This is a genomic window from Sediminibacterium salmoneum NBRC 103935, from assembly GCF_000511175.1.
Classification (GTDB): domain Bacteria; phylum Bacteroidota; class Bacteroidia; order Chitinophagales; family Chitinophagaceae; genus Sediminibacterium; species Sediminibacterium salmoneum.
Window position 1 is genome coordinate 2,375,541 of sequence record NZ_KI866530.1, and the last position, 18,984, is coordinate 2,394,524.

14 protein-coding genes are annotated in these 18,984 nt (G+C 38.2%); 12 read left to right on the top strand and 2 right to left on the bottom strand.

Going from position 1 to position 18,984, the window contains the following annotated elements:
- Positions 1-140 precede the first annotated feature (140 nt).
- The 10 genes from P767_RS0111090 (at position 141) to P767_RS16855 (ending at position 11,971) form a co-directional block, all read left to right on the top strand.
- On the top strand, positions 141-452 hold the full coding sequence (locus tag P767_RS0111090) for a hypothetical protein (RefSeq protein WP_026764551.1): 312 nt from the start codon (positions 141-143) through the stop codon (positions 450-452).
- Between the two features lie 20 nt (positions 453-472).
- Positions 473-1,678, top strand: a complete 1,206-nt coding sequence (locus P767_RS0111095) for a Fic family protein (RefSeq protein WP_245586878.1) — start codon at positions 473-475, stop codon at positions 1,676-1,678.
- A 104-nt stretch (positions 1,679-1,782) separates the two neighbouring features.
- A complete protein-coding gene (locus tag P767_RS0111100) occupies positions 1,783-4,509 on the top strand; it encodes a peptidase associated domain and porin domain-containing protein (protein ID WP_026764553.1) in 2,727 nt (908 codons plus the stop codon).
- A 3-nt stretch (positions 4,510-4,512) separates the two neighbouring features.
- Entirely contained in the window at positions 4,513-5,292 is a 780-nt protein-coding gene (locus tag P767_RS0111105; RefSeq protein WP_037351763.1) for a GLPGLI family protein, read from the top strand.
- A 96-nt stretch (positions 5,293-5,388) separates the two neighbouring features.
- Positions 5,389-5,772, top strand: a complete 384-nt coding sequence (locus tag P767_RS0111110) for a hypothetical protein (RefSeq protein WP_026764555.1) — start codon at positions 5,389-5,391, stop codon at positions 5,770-5,772.
- A gap of 42 nt (positions 5,773-5,814) precedes the next feature.
- Positions 5,815-6,003, top strand: coding sequence for a hypothetical protein (locus P767_RS18360; protein WP_157611495.1), 189 nt, complete (start codon positions 5,815-5,817; stop codon positions 6,001-6,003).
- Positions 6,004-6,301: 298 nt separating this feature from the next.
- The gene (locus tag P767_RS0111125; RefSeq protein ID WP_026764556.1) at positions 6,302-6,514 is read left to right on the top strand and encodes a hypothetical protein; all 213 of its coding nucleotides are present in this window, start codon (positions 6,302-6,304) and stop codon (positions 6,512-6,514) included.
- Between the two features lie 76 nt (positions 6,515-6,590).
- On the top strand, positions 6,591-8,789 hold the full coding sequence (locus P767_RS0111130; RefSeq protein WP_026764557.1) for a PAS domain-containing sensor histidine kinase: 2,199 nt from the start codon (positions 6,591-6,593) through the stop codon (positions 8,787-8,789).
- 21 nt (positions 8,790-8,810) lie between these two features.
- Complete coding sequence (locus P767_RS0111135; protein WP_037351765.1) at positions 8,811-10,286, top strand: cryptochrome/deoxyribodipyrimidine photo-lyase family protein; 1,476 nt, start codon at positions 8,811-8,813, stop codon at positions 10,284-10,286.
- A 98-nt stretch (positions 10,287-10,384) separates the two neighbouring features.
- Positions 10,385-11,971: a hypothetical protein gene (locus tag P767_RS16855; protein ID WP_051417310.1), complete on the top strand. Its 1,587-nt coding sequence runs from the start codon at positions 10,385-10,387 to the stop codon at positions 11,969-11,971.
- A 20-nt stretch (positions 11,972-11,991) separates the two neighbouring features.
- Here the strand turns inward: P767_RS16855 and P767_RS0111145 are convergent, their stop codons facing one another.
- Together P767_RS0111145 and P767_RS0111150 are read right to left on the bottom strand one after the other, a co-directional pair.
- Positions 11,992-12,999, bottom strand: a complete 1,008-nt coding sequence (locus P767_RS0111145) for a PorP/SprF family type IX secretion system membrane protein (RefSeq protein ID WP_172637541.1) — start codon at positions 12,997-12,999, stop codon at positions 11,992-11,994.
- Between the two features lie 20 nt (positions 13,000-13,019).
- Entirely contained in the window at positions 13,020-16,049 is a 3,030-nt protein-coding gene (locus tag P767_RS0111150; protein ID WP_026764560.1) for a T9SS type B sorting domain-containing protein, read from the bottom strand.
- Between the two features lie 114 nt (positions 16,050-16,163).
- Here P767_RS0111150 and P767_RS0111155 point away from each other — a divergent pair, with 114 nt between their 5' ends.
- A complete protein-coding gene (locus P767_RS0111155; RefSeq protein ID WP_026764561.1) occupies positions 16,164-16,889 on the top strand; it encodes an SIR2 family NAD-dependent protein deacylase in 726 nt (241 codons plus the stop codon).
- A 73-nt stretch (positions 16,890-16,962) separates the two neighbouring features.
- Positions 16,963-18,981, top strand: coding sequence for a S9 family peptidase (locus P767_RS0111160; protein ID WP_216593232.1), 2,019 nt, complete (start codon positions 16,963-16,965; stop codon positions 18,979-18,981).
- Positions 18,982-18,984 lie beyond the last annotated feature (3 nt).

Sequence of the window (18,984 nt, forward strand, 5' to 3'; positions counted from 1 at the left end):
GCTCTCACAAAGACCTCAACAGCAATGTTGGGGTTTTTTGTTTATAATACCGCTGCCTCGAAGAACCTTCAATTAACGCTAACTTTAATCTGAACAACTAGCAGGGACAATTTAGACTGAAAGAAGTCAAGCATTATTTTATGGAAAAGGAGAAAGAATATTGGTATTACATTGTCCGACAGGATTATACAGATGAAGTTGGAGAAGGGGGTAATTATTATAAGCACGAAGACAAAGGGGAGGCTTTACGAAGAGCTACCAGGTTCATGAACTTAAGCATAGAAAACCTGTGTTCGGATTATCGTATGGGAAAAATTCCAGCTCAATTAACGCATAAAATTATATTCCGAATATTTTTTGCAGAATCCCTTGATGGTGGTAAAACCTACAAAGAAGTAATAATTGAAGAAAAGCGATTGGCTGCTTACATAGGAAATATACCCTTGTATTAAAATAGCACTAATTAATTGCGGTGAATGATTTGTGTTTTGTCCGCATATTTGCGGCGAAAATGCCTGTGAATGCGGAGAATAAACCCTATATTCACCGCATAAATGCGGCGAATATGTATATTCATCAACATAAGGACTGGCCAAAATTCACTTGGGACAATGAAAAATTAACAGGTTTATTGGCAGAAATTCGTCATAGACAAGGAAAAGTGCTTGGAAAGATGGAAGCATTGGGCTTCTCCATTCAGGCTGAAGCAACATTGGAAAACTTAACACTGGAAGTTCTTAAGTCAAGTGAAATTGAAGGAGAAAACCTGAATAAACAACAAGTTCGCTCATCAATTGCCCGTAGATTAGGTATGGAAATCAGTGGCCTTGTTCCTTCAGATCGAAATGTGGATGGCGTGGTTGAAATGATGCTAGATGCTACCCAGTCATTTTCTGAACCGCTTACCGATGAACGTTTATATGGATGGCAGGCAGCCTTGTTTCCGACAGGTCGTAACGGTTTTCATAAAATTACTGTGGGAGCATGGCGGACGGGGAATAATGGTCCTATGCAAGTTGTGTCTGGAGTTATTGGGAGAGAAAAAGTGCATTTTGAAGCACCGGAAGCTTCTAAGTTATCCAAGGAAATGGCCGACTTTCTTGAATGGTTCAATACAGAAAATCATATTGACCCTGTACTTAAAGCGGCTATTGCGCACTTATGGTTTTTGACTATTCACCCATTTGAAGATGGCAATGGACGTGTTGCCAGAGCAATTGCTGATATGCAGCTTGCCCGTGCAGATAAAACTCCGGAAAGATTTTACAGTATGTCAGCCCAAATTAGGATTGAGCGCAACGACTATTATACCATACTTGAGAAAACGCAAAAAGGCTCTCTTGATATTACCGAGTGGCTTGAATGGTTTCTACATTGCCTGGGTAAATCATTTCATAAGATTGAGGGTACGCTGGAGCAGGTAAATCGTAAATCAAATTTCTGGGAAGCTTTGGCACACCTTGATTTGAATAATCGTCAGCGATTACTGTTAAACAAACTGCTCGAAGGTTTTGATGGCAAACTGAATACTTCTAAATGGGCAAAGATTGCAAACTGTTCTACTGATACAGCTTTGAGAGATATTCAGGACCTAATAAAAAAGGAAGTTCTAGTAAAAGAAGAAGCAGGCGGAAGGAGTACTAGTTATGTATTAAATGAAATTGATAATATCATGTGATGTTCTTAAATTCATATGATAAAATGAAATAATAAATTATAGGTTGACTTATTATATCCAAAAGAATTAACCACTATAATTTACTTGTGACTTAGCTAGCCTATATGAAATTTATCATTACCATTATTTTTATTTCATTTGGCTTGGTTGGATTATCCCAAGGCTCAAGTATCAAAGGTCATGTGTTTGACAGTGTTAATAATCGGTTTATTGGCAATGCATCTGTAGTATTACTAAACAAAAAAGACTCAATTATTTTAGGCGATACACGTAGTCAGTCAAATGGCGAATTTCTGTTTTCAGGTTTTAGATTTAATCAACCTTTGTTGTTGTTTATTAGTTATCCGGGTTATGTCAGTTTAACTAAAGAAGTTGTAGCAAATAACACTACAAAATCAGAAATTGATTTAGGTAAGATTTCCTTTATATCTCAGGTGGTCTTGTTACAAGAAGTGGTTGTAAAATCTAATATCCGTTCTATTCAATTAAGAGGGGATACTTTACAGTATTCAACATCAGCCATTAAATTACCTCCCAATGCATCAGTTGAGGACTTGTTGAAAATATTACCGGGACTTCAGGTTGATCCAAGTGGTAAAATAACTGCACAAGGGAAAAAAGTTAAAAAGGTATTGGTTGATGGAGAAGAGTTTTTCAGTGATGATCCTGTTTTTGTAACCAGAAACCTTCGTTCTGAAATGATCGCCAATGTTCAGGTTTATGATAAAAAGTCAGATGCAGCGGTTTTTACCGGGATTGAAGATGGCGTAAAAGATAAAGTTATCAACCTGCAGTTAAAGCAAGATAAAAGTACAGGTGTATTTGGAAAGCTTGAAACAGGAACTGGTAAGGGAATTCAGTACACACCACAAAATACTCAGGCAATGTTAAATGCCTTTAAAAAGAAACAAAAGTTTGCAAGTTATTTTTCATCTAATAATATCGGACAATTTGGACTAGGGTCTACAGAAAAAAATCAACTTGGCTTGAACAATGAGCAAGAGAAGTATGATGGAAAGGGGTTACCTGAATTTTCTACTGCTGGGTTACATTTCGATAATAAATGGAATAATGATTTCAGCTCGTTCAATGGAGATTATTATTATTCCATTTTTAATATATCTGGTTTTGATTCTAATTATACCAATACTTTTTTACCATCAGGAACAATCCGCAGGTTTGCCAATACTGATTTTCAAAAAAGCGGATTTAGTCACAGAGCTAATGTTTCGTATAAACAAAAAGTAAGCAAATCAGCAAATATCACTTTAAGTTCAGTTGCCTCATTTAGTAAAGGCGAATCTGGTCAGCAGTATACAGCTTCTGATATTGATAATAACGAGCAATTACTGAATCGAATAGGATCTCAAAGCACAACAAGCAATGACAATAGAAAGATTAAGACCACTTTTTTATATCAACAAAAATTTAAAAAGGCAAGTAGAACGCTGTCGGTTTCCTTTGATTATTTATTTACTGGCGATGATGAACAACAAGTAAACTTGTCTCGTACTGAGTTTTATAATGGAAAACCTATAATCGATAGTATACGGAATTTGGATCTATTGCGAAGTAGAAGTCAAGCACATCAAAGTATGTTGATGGGGATCAGCTTTTCTGAGAAGATAAATAATTCATTATCGTATATTATTTCAGTAAATGGAACCAATGATGCCAATGATGATAAAAATTTATCAAGGCGTTTTCTTAATCCAGGTGGAAACATTGATCCTTCTTTCTCTACAATGCGAAAGGATTCTAGGAGACTTTATACTGCTAGTTTAAGTGTAAATTTTAACAGAGGAAACCTCCAAGCCTCTTTTGGTAGTGCGGGTGGTACAAATCAATTAACATTAATTGACAATATACTTTCACGTAAACTGGATAAAGTATTTGATGTATGGAGACCATTTGGAAGGGTTGATTATTCAATAAATGATAATACCAGCCTCGGAATTAGTTATAGAGGCAATACTTTATCACCTGTTTTTCAGGAACTTTCTCCTTATGCATTCAATAATTCACAGTTGATAACATTTTCTGAAAATTTATTGATACGAAATGCATTTTCAAATAAACTGTCAATTAGCTACGAATCCTTTAAGAGTTTGAGCAAGACGTTTACTGCTATTGTAATGAATGTTACAAGCGTTAGAAATCCAATTAAAATGCAATCATCTATTAATACTAGTGGCGCTTATTCACTACAATATGTAAATATGATTGGCATGATAGATCGGGATTTTGAAATAACTGGATTTTACTCAAGGCCAATCGAGCCGTTGAAAATACAATTCACACTAGATGTAAGCAGTAAAACAGGAGAAAACTATAGTTATATCAACACCTCACTTAATAAGCTCAATTATTCAACATCCTCAGTTGGCTTGTTATTTTCTAAAAACAAGCCTGGAATATATGATATGCAATTAGGTGGTACTGTTTTGTATGATATTAATAGATTGACAGAGGGCATAAAAAATACTCGCAACGATTTTTTCACTTATAAAATGAAATCATCAGTTGACTATTATATAAAAGATAAAATACAGTTTCATAGTGATATTGAATTTTTTCGCCAAGGCAAGAACATGATATTTGCCAATAATTTTGATCGATTAATCTGGAACTTATCTCTTAGTAAAAGTTTTCTATCAAATAATCAGCTTTCTTTAAAAGTTTCAGGAAACGATTTGTTGAATTCCAATGCTGGTTTTGCAAGATCAGCATCTTCCACTTTTTTTTCAGAAAATCGTTATTTAACTATTCAACGATACTTTATGCTAACAGCTACCTGGAATTTCACAAAGTATAAACAGATAAAACAATAATTTATGTTGAAATCATTTCAGCTTTTACCTGTTTTTTTAATTTGTAGTGTTTTATGTTTTTCTCAGCAATCAATAGTTGATAGAGGTTTAATAGTCTTTGAACGAAAAGTCAACACATATGCAGTCTTACCCGATTTTTTAAAGGGATCTGAATTAGTCTCACCAGATGCTTTACCCACCTATCTTCAGCGTTATCGTCAAGAACATCCACAATTTTGGGTTGATAGTTTTCAGTTGATTTTTAACAAGGATTCAACTCTATATCAACCTGTTGGAAGTATTTCTCCTTTTTTACACGGCACAGGTGTGCCAATGGCTGATAAAAATCGGGTATTCAGTAGTTTATCAACTAATCAATTTTTCGCCGAAAAAAATGCTTACAATGAATCCAGGATTATTCAGGATTCTTTGGTAAAAATCCGGTGGAAGCTTACCGATGAAACTCGCGATATAGGAGGGTTTGAATGTAGGCGAGCGAATGGGCTTGTTTATGATTCAATATATATTGTTGCTTTTTATACCGATGCAATTATGACTAAAGGAGGGCCTGAGGGTTTTCACGGATTACCTGGGATGATATTAGGTCTTGCTCTTCCCCATTATCATATTAGTTATTTTGCCACCAGAATTGATCCTAAACATTATATTGGTAATAGTATCTATGCTGCCTTTTCAAATCATCCCAAAGGTATTAAGCAAGTAGATTTCTTTTCTGAAATGATTAATTATCTAAAAAATAAGAAATTAGATAACGATTGGATGAAGTCATTTATTCGTCTTTAAACTAACATTCTCTTATAATATAACAGCAACCTGACATATATCATTTTCTGGCTGTAGAATAAATTGGAACTTTATGTATATCCTAAACTAATACATATGAAGACCAAATTGATTGCCAGAAAACTTCCTATTTACCTACTCGGATTGAGTTTACCGTTTTTGTTGGCCACACAGAAAAAATCGGATTTGATGGTTTCATCCTCTGATACCACCATCAAAACAACAGCTGATCGTACCTTAATTCCCGATCAGATTCCTGCCTATCCTCATTTGATTGGCCCGAATGATGTTGCACTATATAGTAAATATGGATATGGTACCTGGCAGTATGGTACGGGAGTACCTCATCAGAAAAGACTGGATTTAATGGCTAAAGATTATAGACCAGAGGCTGTAAAAAACTCAGCCCTGCTGGCTAACTTTTTTTCTATTTCCGATATACATATTACAGATGAAGAGTCACCTGCTCAGGCAGTTTAATATGGTTTCAAGTGGGATATCATTTCTGGTTACTCTGCAGCGATGCTTTATTCCACTCATATGCTGGATGCAGCAGTGAGAACCATCAACCGCTTCCATAAAAAAACTGCTTACGACTTTGGACTTTCTTTAGGAGACGCCCTAAACAGCCGAGGATATTATATGGGTGTAATAGATGGTAAAACACCCGATGGAAAAATTGCGGATGCTGGTCCGGTAGCTAATTTTTAAAACCTCCGATGGTTGCTTCCGATTCCAACAGAAGATTTATTTCAAGAAACGAATTCATGGACACTTTTGTTAAGAGCAGCAGTTCTCCCGCAGGTCATGGATTTACTCCGTAAGCCGTAGCTTCCGGATTTGCAGGCTATACTTTTGAACCCAAGTCGGACCTTCCGTTGAAAGTGATTGTGTTGGACAATACCAACAGACATGATCACCTTGTAAAAGATGGCTATGGCAAAGGATATCTTGATAAAGAGCGTTATGATTGGCTGGTGAAAGAATTAGATAAAGGTCAGGCCTTGAAATGTTAGCCTTGCTGCATACTTATCCCAATTTTATCAAGTGGGTTGCAGGGCACAGACACTTAAGTGTAATTACTTCTCAACCATCTCCAGATTCAAAGCGACCTGAGCTAGGCTTCTGGGAAGTAGAAACCCCTTCTCTCCGTGAGTTTCCTCAGCAGATCAGGAGTTTCAGAATTACCCGAAACAGCGATCAGACCATTTCAATTCTTTAATTGAAGTGCTTTTTAATAACCTGTTTATTGATTAGTTTATATTTAATGACGTATTTTTAAAAAAAGATCCTTACTGATGGAGCCGTTCGCTCAAACAAGTCCAATTAACCCTGCCATATTGGATGCCATATATCAGTCCTTACCGCAGCCCACTTTTATATGGAAGTATGAGGAAGAAGACTTTTATTTAATTGGTTTTAACCGTGCCGCAACGGAATTTGCAAGTAATCAAATAGGTCTGCTGCTTAATAAAAAAGCAAGTGAAATTTATAAAAACGAACCTGAAATTATTGCCGATTTACATCGATGCCATATTGAAAAAAAATCTTTTGATAAAGAAATCAATTACAAGTTCAAGTCTGTAAAGGCTGAAAAATATTTACATATCAATTATCTGTATGTCAATTCAGCTATTATAGTTGTTCAGCCCGAAGAAATTACAGAAAAGAAAAAACTAGAGCAATTGCTTATAGCCAGTGAGAATAGATTCCATAGCCTGGCTGATAATACTTTAGTGGGTACTTTTATTATTAAAGAAGGTCTTTATACTTATATTAATAAAGAGTTTGCAAATATTTTTGGTTATAACACAGCGGATATAATTAATAAACATCAGGACGAATTGATTTTTGAAGAGGACAGATTAATTCTTCATCAATATCTTTTTAATAGCAGAAAGGAAAATAAAATACACTCTTGCGAATTGAGGGGATTGCATAAGAACAAGTCAATTATTCATGTTGAGTTATTTGGTGCAATTAAAAATATAAACGGACAAGATGCGGTACTGGGGGCATTACTTGACATTACAGAAAGAAAAAAGGCTGAAAACAGATTAATAGAAGCTCAATCTGCTGCCAATGTTGGCAGCTGGGAAACAGACTTGTCTGATATGCATGTTTACTGGTCCGATCAAACCTTTGCTATATTTGAATTAAATAAAAACACTTTCAGTCCTACGCATGATTCATTTCTAAAGTATGTGCACCCGGAGGATAAAGAAAAAGTAGATAAGGCCTTCAAAGAATCTTTTAGTTCAAAAGAATATAATGTTATTCAACATCGTATCATAACTCCAAAAGGAACTATGAAATTTGTTGAAGAAAGATGGAAATTGTCTTTTAATTCACACAATGAGCCTGTCAGGGTTTTTGGAACCTGTCAGGATATTACCGATACTATTCATTATCAGGAAAAATTGGCTTTGTCTTCCTTAATTGTGAACTCATCACATGATGTAATTCTTAGTATTACACTTGATGGCACAATCACATCATGGAATAAGGGAGCCGAAAAAGTTCTTGGGTATAGTGATCAGGAAGTAATTGGAAAGTCAATATATATACTTATTCCAGCCGAACTTCATGATGAGGAAAATGATATTAACACTAAAATAAGAGAAAAGCAAATAATCGACCGATATGAGACAGTAAGAATTAGAAAAGATGGAACCATGGTTGATGTTTCTTTAACCGTTTCACCTATTATCAATGAATTTAATCAGGTGATAGGAGCCTCAAAAATTATGAGAGATATATCTGCTCAAAAAGAAAGCGAGTATGAGAAAGCTCAGATTATGAATGATTTAATTCAAAGAAATAAAGATCTGGAACAATTTGCCTACATCGTTTCACATAATCTTAGGGCGCCGGTTGCAAATATTATTGGTGTGACTAATCTTTATAAAATGTCTGATATTGAAGCATCAGAAAAACTGGTTTTGATTAATGCATTAAACCAATCTGCTGTTGCGCTGGACAATGTAATAAAAGATCTTGGTCTTATTTTACAAATCAGAAGGGAGGTGAATGAACAGAAAACCTTCATTCGTTTTTCTGATATTATTTTAGAAATAAGTCAGTCCATTGAAAATCTAATTAAATCAGAAAAAGTAGTTTTTGAACTTAATTTTTCTGAAGTAGATCAAATAACATCCATTAAATCATATATCTATAGTATTTTTTATAATCTTGTTTCTAATAGCATTAAATACAGACAACCTCAAGTTAACCCATTAATTAAAATTAAATCTACAGTTGTCGATAATCAGATAGTTATCTATTTCTCAGACAATGGCTTAGGGATTGATTTAAAAAAGAATAAAGATGCTGTATTTGGATTATATAAAAGATTTCATACCCATATTGAAGGAAAGGGCATGGGTTTGTTTATGATTAAAACACAGGTTGAAACGCTTGGTGGAAAAATTAGTATCAGAAGTGAACTCAATAGAGGAACAGAGTTTAAGATTGAGTTACCCGCGAAAACAAACTAACCGCTTCGCTGTTATCTGAGTGTGAATCATAGGATAGCTATCAATCTTGTCTGGCTGAAAAGAGACCTGAGAACCCAGGATCATGCACCCCTGCAAGCTGCAGAGCAGGGGGGGCTTCCTTATTTGATTGTATTTCTATTTGAGCCCTCCATCATCGGGTTCCCCGATACAAGCCTGAGACATTTACAATTCCAGTATCATTCGGTATTGGCTATGGATGATACAATGAAAAAGGTTCAGCAAAGGGTCACGGTTTTTCATGCAGAGGCCATAAAAGCGTTTGAGGAAATCTCCAATCAATACCATATTCAAAATATATTCAGTTATCAGGAGTCGGGAACAAAAATCACCTATGACAGGGATAAACAGGTCAAGGAATTTTGTACAACCCATCAAATAGCATGGAAAGAATTTCAGAGAGACGGAATTGTAAGAGCCATTCGTGATAGAAAAGACTGGGACAAAAAATGGTATGTCACCATGCATGCACCTGTTATTCAAAATGAGTACACGAAAAACACTTTACCGGTGTTTGAATCCAAATACAACATACCTCTTGCGCTAAAGAAAAGCCTGGAAGAATATCCTGTATCCTTTCAACCCGCAGGAGAAGAAAATGCACATCGGTATTTACAAACCTTTATTCATGAAAGAGGGCGCTATTACAGCAAGCATATCAGCAAGCCTTCTGAAAGCAGAAAAAGTTGCACCCGCCTCTCTCCCTATATCAGTTGGGGTAATCTAAGTATCAAACAAGCTTATCAGGCCCTACAGGAAGCACAAAAGACTTCTTCTTTTAAAGGGCCCATCAACAATGCCATCACCCGATTAAAGTGGCATTGTCATTTTATTCAAAAGTTTGAAGTGGAAGGCAGATATGAATCTGAGTGTATTAGCAAGGGATATGAGTTGCTGGAGCATCCGAAAAATGAATCGTTCATAAAAGCATGGGAAGAAGGGAAAACTGGCTTCCCATTGGTAGATGCTTGTATGCGTTGTTTGATTGACACTGGCTGGATTAATTTCAGAATGCGCGCCATGCTGGTTTCGTTTTTATGCCATCATCTCTACCAAGACTGGAGAACCGGAGTACACCATCTGGCGAAACAATTCTTGGACTATGAGCCCGGTATTCATTATCCGCAGTTTCAAATGCAGGCAGGCACTACGGGGGTGAATACCATTCGAATCTATAATCCTATAAAGCAGTCTGAGGAGCATGATCCTATGGGCCAGTTCATAAAAAATTGGATCCCTGCTTTAAAAAATGTGCCAGCAGAATTGATTCACGAACCCTATAAGATGAGTTTAATGGATCAAACGTTCTGTAATGTTTTTATTGGGAAAGATTATCCTGCACCCATTGTTGAGGTAAATGCTTCCGGCAAATTTGCAAGAGAAAAAATCTGGAGTCATCGAAATCATACTACAGTGAAACAAGAAAACGCCAGAATTTTAATTACACACACAAGAAATAAAAGGGTCGCTAAACCATAATGGTTAAAAACAGTTTATTTCACAACAAAAATGAAGAATCAATAAATGCCTTTAACTATTAGTTTAGAGGATTTAACATTCACAACTAATTTAAACGCATGAGTCGGTTTTCTGCAATTATTGGATTTAGTTTCCTTTTCACCATAGCTGTTAATGCGCAACAACAGCCCTCTTTAGATAAATTAAAAAGCGCATCTGCTGTAAAGCATGACGAGTCTTCTTCCCTAGTAATGAATAAGGCATTTATTCAAAATACAAATACCAATATTGAACAAACCCAATTTGGCAGCAAAAACACTGCCAGGCTTCTTACTAGTTTTGAAGGTTTGGGAGAAAGCTTTGTAGGTCCTCAGGGAACAGCGGTGTTAAGAAATCCATCAGACAATTCTTTGGCTGTTGGATTGGATCATATTGTTCAAATTGTAAATTCCAGAATGGCTGTTTTTACAAAAAAGGGAAAGACCTTTTCTGAATCTGGTCGCGCATTACATGGACCTGTAGAAACACGCAATGTGTTTCGTGGATTTGGTGGTCCTTGTGAGAATATGAATAATGGCGATGCGGTTGTGCGATATGATCAATTGGCAGACAGGTGGTTGATTGTAATGCCCACTTTTAGAAAAGGAATTTCCAGAAATATTGACACAACCAAAAAGCCAGCAACGGAAGGAACCTATTGCATGTGCTATGCAGTAAGCACCAGCCCAGATCCATTAGGATCCTATTATCGCTACGAGTTTGAACGCGAGTTATTTCCAGACTATCCAAGACCAACCGTTTGGCCTGATGGTTATTACACAACTACCAGTACGGGAGATGATGTGATTGAAAGACATGCATACGTAGTTGATAGAAATAAAATGTTGAAAGGCTTAGATGCCAAAGAGCAATCATTCATTATTAAAGATGTCAATTTCATTATTAATGCAGACCTTGACGGTAAACAATTGCCTCCTGTTGGAGCCCCAAGCATTATGATGGCAACAGGTGGAAGCCAGCTCAATAAAATATTGGAAGACGATGGTATTTATGTTTGGAAATACAAAGTTGATTGGAATAATTTTTCCAATACTAAAATAGAAGGACCCGTTAAAATTCCGGTTGCGCCCTACCAATATTTGGGGGGAGGACAACTGACTAAAGCGGTGCCTCAACCCGGTACCGAACAACGTTTGGATGCTCAGGGTGATAAACTGATGGCAAGATTGGTTTACAGAAGAATCGGCAATCGTGAATCAGTGGTGGGGGTTCACTCTGTTAATACAGCAGTAGGCGGAGGTGGTGTGCGTTGGTATGAATTCCTGGTTAACAAAGACCGTTCTGTAAAATTATATCAACAGGGAACCTATGCGCCCGATAGTAATTTTCGCTGGTTGGCCAGTGCAGCAATTGACAAATATGGCAATATAGGAATCGGCTATTCTTTTGGCGGAAAAAATGATTATCCAGGACAAAGATTTGCGGGCAGGCATTTTGGAGATCCATTAGGCAAACTAACGATAAATGAAATAATACTGGTTAATGGAGAAGCTTCTCAAACCAATACACTTAGATGGGAAGATTATACGCAAACGGCCATTGACCCCAGTGACGACGAAACTATCTGGTATGTTGGTGATTATTTAAAAAAAGGGGCAAAAAATTATTCATCCAGAATCGGGGCTTTTAAATTGGGTAAAAAATAAATTGACCCATCTGATATTATTTAAAACACTCCGCATTTGTATTTTAATAAACCCTTGTCTTTGTTTAACGTGTAGTGTAAAGAAACTTCGTTAGAATAACGCAATTGTCCGGCAGTTAGCTGGTTGCTAAAACTAATATCATTGGTGTAACCCAGTCTCCAGTAATTCCATTCGAAACCAATATAGGGGATAATACTTTGGTCGGTTCTATACCAGGCACCCAAATAAACTTCAACATAAGAACGCAAGGCATCCTTAATATAATGACTGTAAGCCCCCCCAATCAATAATTGGTTAAATCCTTTTTGTTGCTGAAAATGAAAGCTCGCATGAAAAGTTCCTGCAAAACCCACAGGACTCATTAAGCCGCCATGAATGGATTTACGTAAGGGTACCGCAGAAGTATTATTTCCAAATCCTTTTTGTGTTTGAAGAATATTAAACAAAGATCCTCCAATATAATACAGGTGCTCACTGGTAGGCGCGTACTGATAAAGAATACCTGCGTTCACATCAATAGCGGTTTTGCTCAACCCATTAGTTAAAATATTATCCCCGCTACTATTGATGATTCCTCCCGTTGTAATCTGATCTTCTAATAAGGCATTCGCAGCATTGAACCGCTTATTATTATAAACAGCCTGAAACCCAATAGAGACGGATCTCTTTTGCTCCTCATCCAATGCTTTCATATATGCCAGCGACAGTCCCAAATGATTATTGGTAAGTACTTTATTGCCTGTCTGGTCCGAAAGGAATAAGACACCCAGGCTGAGCCGGTCGAATGGTTTTATTTTATTGCTCAGCACATTAAAATCCACTGATGCTGTTTTGGTATTATAGGCATTGTTATAATCTGCATTCTGAGATCGGAAATTGCCCACCATTCTTGTGGTCCCGTTAAAGTTTCCTGTTAGCGCAGGATTCAAGGTTAAAGGAGATGAAAAGAATTGAGAAAACTGCGGGTCCTGGGCCCATAATGCGGTATTGCAAAATGTAGCCAAACAAAAGCCAGCTAACCATTTCATTATATTTCCTTTCCTAATGCTCATCGTAATAGCGTAATATTTCCCTTGCGTGTTTCTGTGCTTCCGTCGCTTAACTCAACAATCAATTGATAAATATAAGTACCAGCTTCTGCCGGTTTTCCATTATGGTTTCCATCCCATCCGTCAGCATAACTATTGGGTAAGGTTCCCGATTTACTGAATACTACGGCCCCCCAGCGATTCATGATTTTGAACATGCTAACTTTTACCACTTCTTTTCCTGCAATCACATAAAAATAATCGTTCTTCCCATCCCCATTTGGCGTAAATACAGTTGGCAAAATTAAATGTGACTGAAAATAGGCATTTACTGCAATAGAAGCAGAGTCCTTACAACCATACTCACTGCCGGCAAGCACAGTAACCATTGTTGAGGAGTTGGTATTTAATATGGGCGCAAAACAACTGGTGCAATTAAGCGCAAAACCGGGTGTCCATCGTATACTGGTAACAGCTTCCCCCAATTGCTGAATGGAAAGTGGATAAGGGTCTCCACGAGCGATGGATATCTGGTTCACCGGAACAGCTATTTTAAAAACAGCATAGGGTATAGAAACTGTATTGTTGGCTACCTGTTCCTCATAAATCTGCAAATCCGGATTTATATAAACATAAATATTGCTAGCTCCTTTTCGCGCAAAATGGTGCTCAATGGTGGCACACCCCCCTGTAAATAGAGTTGAAGACGGAACCATAACTTCATACAGCAGTTTTGCCCCGGGCAGGGTTTTCACCGTATCAAAATATTGCACTTTTATATTGCTGGTAAGTTGCTCGTATCCGTTCAGCAAACAAATACTGGAACGCACGAGAACAGAGTCATTGTTCTGATAACAGTATATAACCGGATTGCTGCTAACTAAATTGTTGGGAAAAATATTAATAACTGCAGTTGCAGAATCATCACAACCATATTGGGTAACGGTTTTTACTTTTACATAACTGGTATCAATAATTTTCATGGAAGTATTTACACAGGTAGCACAACTAAAACTACCCGCATTGCTGCTCCACGAAATGGAGCTTAGGGCATCAGGGCCATAATTCAATCTGATATTTTGGGTGCTGTTTACCAGTACGGTGGTGTCTTTGGGATTGATACTACGGGTAGGCTGGAATAATATTCTGGACCTTCTGTTATTGGTTTTACTGATTTCTTTTAAGTTGTTTTCTTCGTCCAGTACCAGGTAAATAGAATCGGAACGATTGCGATCTGCTTTTACAATATGTACAAAGAAAGCCGAGCAGTTCCCTAAAATATCAGCGGGTAATTTAAAAGCCGTATCCATTTCTATCCTGCCGGCTTGCGAAGTATCTCTGTTGTAAAACCGAACCATGGTTCCTGCGGGTATCGTGTCTACACCAATATTGGTAATGCCAAAGGAAATACGGATGGAATCGTTTTTATAGCAGTTAACGGAGTATAAATTCAACACTGCATCACTGGTGGCTTCTGTAACGTTCAGCAAAAAAGTTTGTGAAGTAGAAGTACAACTTCCTTTACTGGCTACTAACCAGATTGAATAGTTGCCTGCAGCTGGAAAAGAATATTGTAGGTCAACCGCACCCCCCATGTTCTGCTGCAGACCTGTTGTATTGTTTCTTATATACCATTCATAGGTATCTGCATTTTGAGAATGGTTTTTAAATGTTACCGTGTCTTCATATAAACCTGTTCTGGAAGCAACAATTCTTTTGTCGGGTGAAAATCTCGCAACCGTACCACAGCTAACGGTTACCTGAGTATAATAACTGCTGGTGCAAGTAGCTGATGCATTAAAGGCTTTTAATTTTATTTGATAGTTACCTGCAACAGCAAATAAATAATTCAGGTTAGCACTGGTTCCCAATAAGCTTTCCACTCCCGAAGCCATGTCTTTGATCCACCATTCATAGTTACTTGCTCCAATTGAGCGATTGGTAAAATCAACGGAAGTACCGGTAAGGGGAAAAGGGTTATTGGTTATTTCGTAAAGCGCATTGATATTATTGGTACAGGGTGGATTGGCACCGTCGCTGACCAGTAAACTCCCCCCATTAAACACAGCGAGAAATGCCCGCATTCTTTCTCCCTGACCAGGCGTAAAAACGGTTGGACAACTGGTACCATAATCCATGAAGTTGGAGATATTGTCCGGAACATCAACCGTAAAAGGTCCGGATAGTGTATCGGTACCACAAGAGTTTTCCGGATTGTTACAAGGAGAGCCCTGTGTACTTCTGTCTGGCGGTGTATCGCAAACACGGTCTCCATCGGTACTACAGTCATTGTTAGCGCAGTTGGTTCCCTGAAATGTGTGTAGTAGCGAAAGATAGTGCCCCATTTCATGGGCAAGAACCGCCGTTCCTAATCCGGCAACCACCATGCCTCCGCCTGCAGAAGCATAACCCCCATATGCCATTCGGGTCCATTGACCACATTCAAAACGACTGGGTTGAATTTCTCCGTTAATTTTTTTTACTACCCAGATATTGGCAAACCTTGATGGGTCCCATCTAATCTGGCTTTTCATTGCGGCATCTTCCAAATCCACATCTACGCTGTCGTAAAATGATTTGATTCTATTAATACCATTTGATTTTTCACCTGTGGGTGTTCTTTGTGCCAACCGAAACTGAATCCGCGTGTCTTCACCTAATGGGTCAACACCATAAGCACCCTGATGTGCATAGGCCCTGTTTAAATCATCCAGACTTGCCTGCACCATGGCATCTGTTATAGAGAACGGATCTGCATCAATAATATGATATACCACCGGAATATATACAGTTGGGGGCAGCACAGTGGAAGCAGATTTCAGCTTTCCGGCAGATTGGTTGCGGATTTGACCACCAACCATTCGGTTTGATCGGTCTTTTGCAATCTGTACCTGAATGGCACGATTCAGTTTTTCTTCTTCCGCCTGAAAATTTTTTGCTTTGACTGTATCGGCTCTTCCTAAATCGTATCCACACAAAACCTGTGCATCAAGTTTTATAAAAACCGAAGAAAAGAAAACTAAGCAGTAAATGGTGAAATTATTTTTCATCAACTGGGGGGTGAGAATTGGATTTAAGAACGGACAGTGGGCGTTATTTTTTAGATGCCTTTTAAATAATGTTTGCAGCCCACACAATCAAAATAAATGTAGTTAATTTTAATCATGCAAAATATAGTTGTCATTACAGGAGCCGGTATTTCCGTAGAATCGGGCATACAACCTTTCAGGGGCAAGAATGGTATTTGGAATGAGAACCCTACTGAAATGGCAACTTATCGGAATTTCAGAACCAATACCAGTGGTTTTCTACAATGGTATTACCACCGCTTTGTGAGTTGTAAAGACGCGTTGCCAAACAATGCCCATGAGATACTGGCCAGGCAGAATGTAAAATTGATAACCCAGAACATCGACAATCTTCATCATAAAGCGGGTCATGCAACAGACGTTCTGATTGAAATTCATGGGAATATCAATTTCAAAAGAACCATTCAGGCCATAGACAGGGATGAACTAGTATTGGCCCACTGGGACCAGGTAGATGAAGCGCATCTGGAACGGGATTTATTTGAACTCTTTTGTATCCGCAAAGATGGGAGTATTGATGAACAGCAATCCATGCGTCCTCATATTCTGTTATTTGATGAGTATTACACAGAATTGTATCAGTACTCCAAGGCCCAGCAATGGCTGGAAGATGCTTCCACCATTATTTTCATTGGCACTTCCAATTCGGTTGGCTTTACCTATGGCGCATTACAGAAAGCCTTGTTTACCCATAAAAAAATAATAGTGGTTGACCCCAACCCCGCCCCCTCATTTTTTCAACCCGGGGTTGAAATTATTCAGTCAACAGCAACCGAATTCTGTAATAATTATTTTAAATAAGAATCCAGCATGTTCCTAAAGCCTTTTCTTAAATGAATTATATTTAAGTTCTTATTCCCCTAAAATCTCAATCATGAATTTCAAAAAACAGTATCTGCTATTTGCAGCAATGGGCTGCCTGCTATTTTCAGCAGATGCACAAACATCTAATGAAACTCAGGCTACCAAAGCAACAACCGCCTCAAAAAGGAAAATCCAACCATCCGATGTGTATCGGTTGCAAACCCTTGGTGATCCGCAGGTATCACCTGAAGGCAACTGGATTGCCTATACTTTATCTTCGGTTGACTCTGCACAAAATAAACGGAACACCGATATCTGGATGGTAAGCTGGGATGGCAAACAAAATATTCAGCTGACCAATAGCCCTGACGCGGAATCCCAGCCACGCTGGAGCCCTGATGGTAAATACCTTTCTTTTGTTTCTTCCAGAAACGGTGAAACCAATTCTCAAATCTGGTTGATGAATCGTTTGGGCGGAGAAGGAAAAAAGCTGACCAGTCTTAAGACAAACTTAATGGACTACTCCTGGAGCCCTGATGGCAAAAAAATATTGATGACCATTAAAACCATGGCAGATACATCCAAGCCTAAAACCCCCAAGCCAATAGTGATTGACCGTTATAAGTTCAAACAGGATGTGGTTGGTTATATTACGAAAAGAGATCCTATTCATTTGTACCTACTGGATGTTTCCAGCAATAAAATAGACACTTTAACCAGCGGCGAGTTCGATCAAACCAGTGCTGTATTCAGCCCTGATGGAAAACAGATTGCCTTTGTTAGCAATACCACAGCCGACCCCGACAGAAATATCAATACCGATATTTTCGTGATGGAAGCCAAACCAAAAGCCCCTGCAAAACAATTGACAAAATGGCCAGGTTCAGATGATAGTCCGGTTTGGAGTCCGGATAGCAAAAGCATTGCCTACTTAAGTTCTTCTTCTGAAGGATACACGGCTTATCAGCAAATGATTCTGAATGTAATGGATGCAGGTGGATCCGGTGCATCTAAGCCTTTATCCAAATCTTTGGACAGACCTGTCAGCAATATGAAGTTTAGTAAAGATGGAATGCATATTGCCGTATTGGTTTCTGACGACAGAGAAAGATATATTGGTCAGTATAATTTAGCTACGGGTGCTTTAACTAAAATAGCCGGAGGCAAAAAAGCCTATTCTTCCTTACAGGTTCACAGCAGCAATAACTGGCTGGCTGCAATGAGTGAACCACAATTGCCTACTGAACTATATGCTGTAGAGAATGGTATACCCAGAAGACTTACCAAACACCAGGATGAATTTGTGGCTCCGCTGGAATTGGCTACTGTTGAAGGTTTCAGCTCTACCAGTGTAGATGGTGCCAATGTGTCGAGCATTGCTTTCAGACCTGCTGGGGTTCCGGCAACGCAAAAATTGCCAACCTTGTTTTATATACACGGCGGACCTGTTGCACAGGATGAATATGGTTTTGATTTAACCAGACAAATGTTATCGGGTGCGGGTTATATGGTAGTGGGTGTGAATTACCGCGGAAGCAGTGGACGTGGATGGGAGTATTCTAAAACCATCAGTGCCGACTGGGGTAATAAAGAAGTGAAAGATATTCACGGCGCAGTAGATTATGTAGTAGCCAAAGGTTGGGCCGATAAAGACAAACTTGGAATTGTAGGATGGAGTTATGGAGGCATGTTAACCGACTATTTAATTGCAACAGACTCAAGATTTAAAGCGGCCAGCAGTGGTGCAGGTGTGGCAATGGTTTCTTCATTATATGGAGTAGATCAGTATATTAATCAATACGATAATGAGCTGGGTGCTCCCTGGAAAAACATAGACCGTTATTTAAAAATCTCTTATCCCTTCCTTCAGGCAGATAAAATTAAAACTCCAACTCAGTTCATGGTGGGTGAAAAAGATTTCAATGTGCCTGCAGTAGGAACAGAGCAAATGTATCAGGCATTGCGTTCTATTGGTACGCCAACAGAACTGATTATTTATCCGGGTCAGTTCCATGGTATTACCGTTCCTAGCTATGTAAAAGATCGTTTTGACAGATATATCAGCTGGTTCAATAAATACCTTAAATAAGAA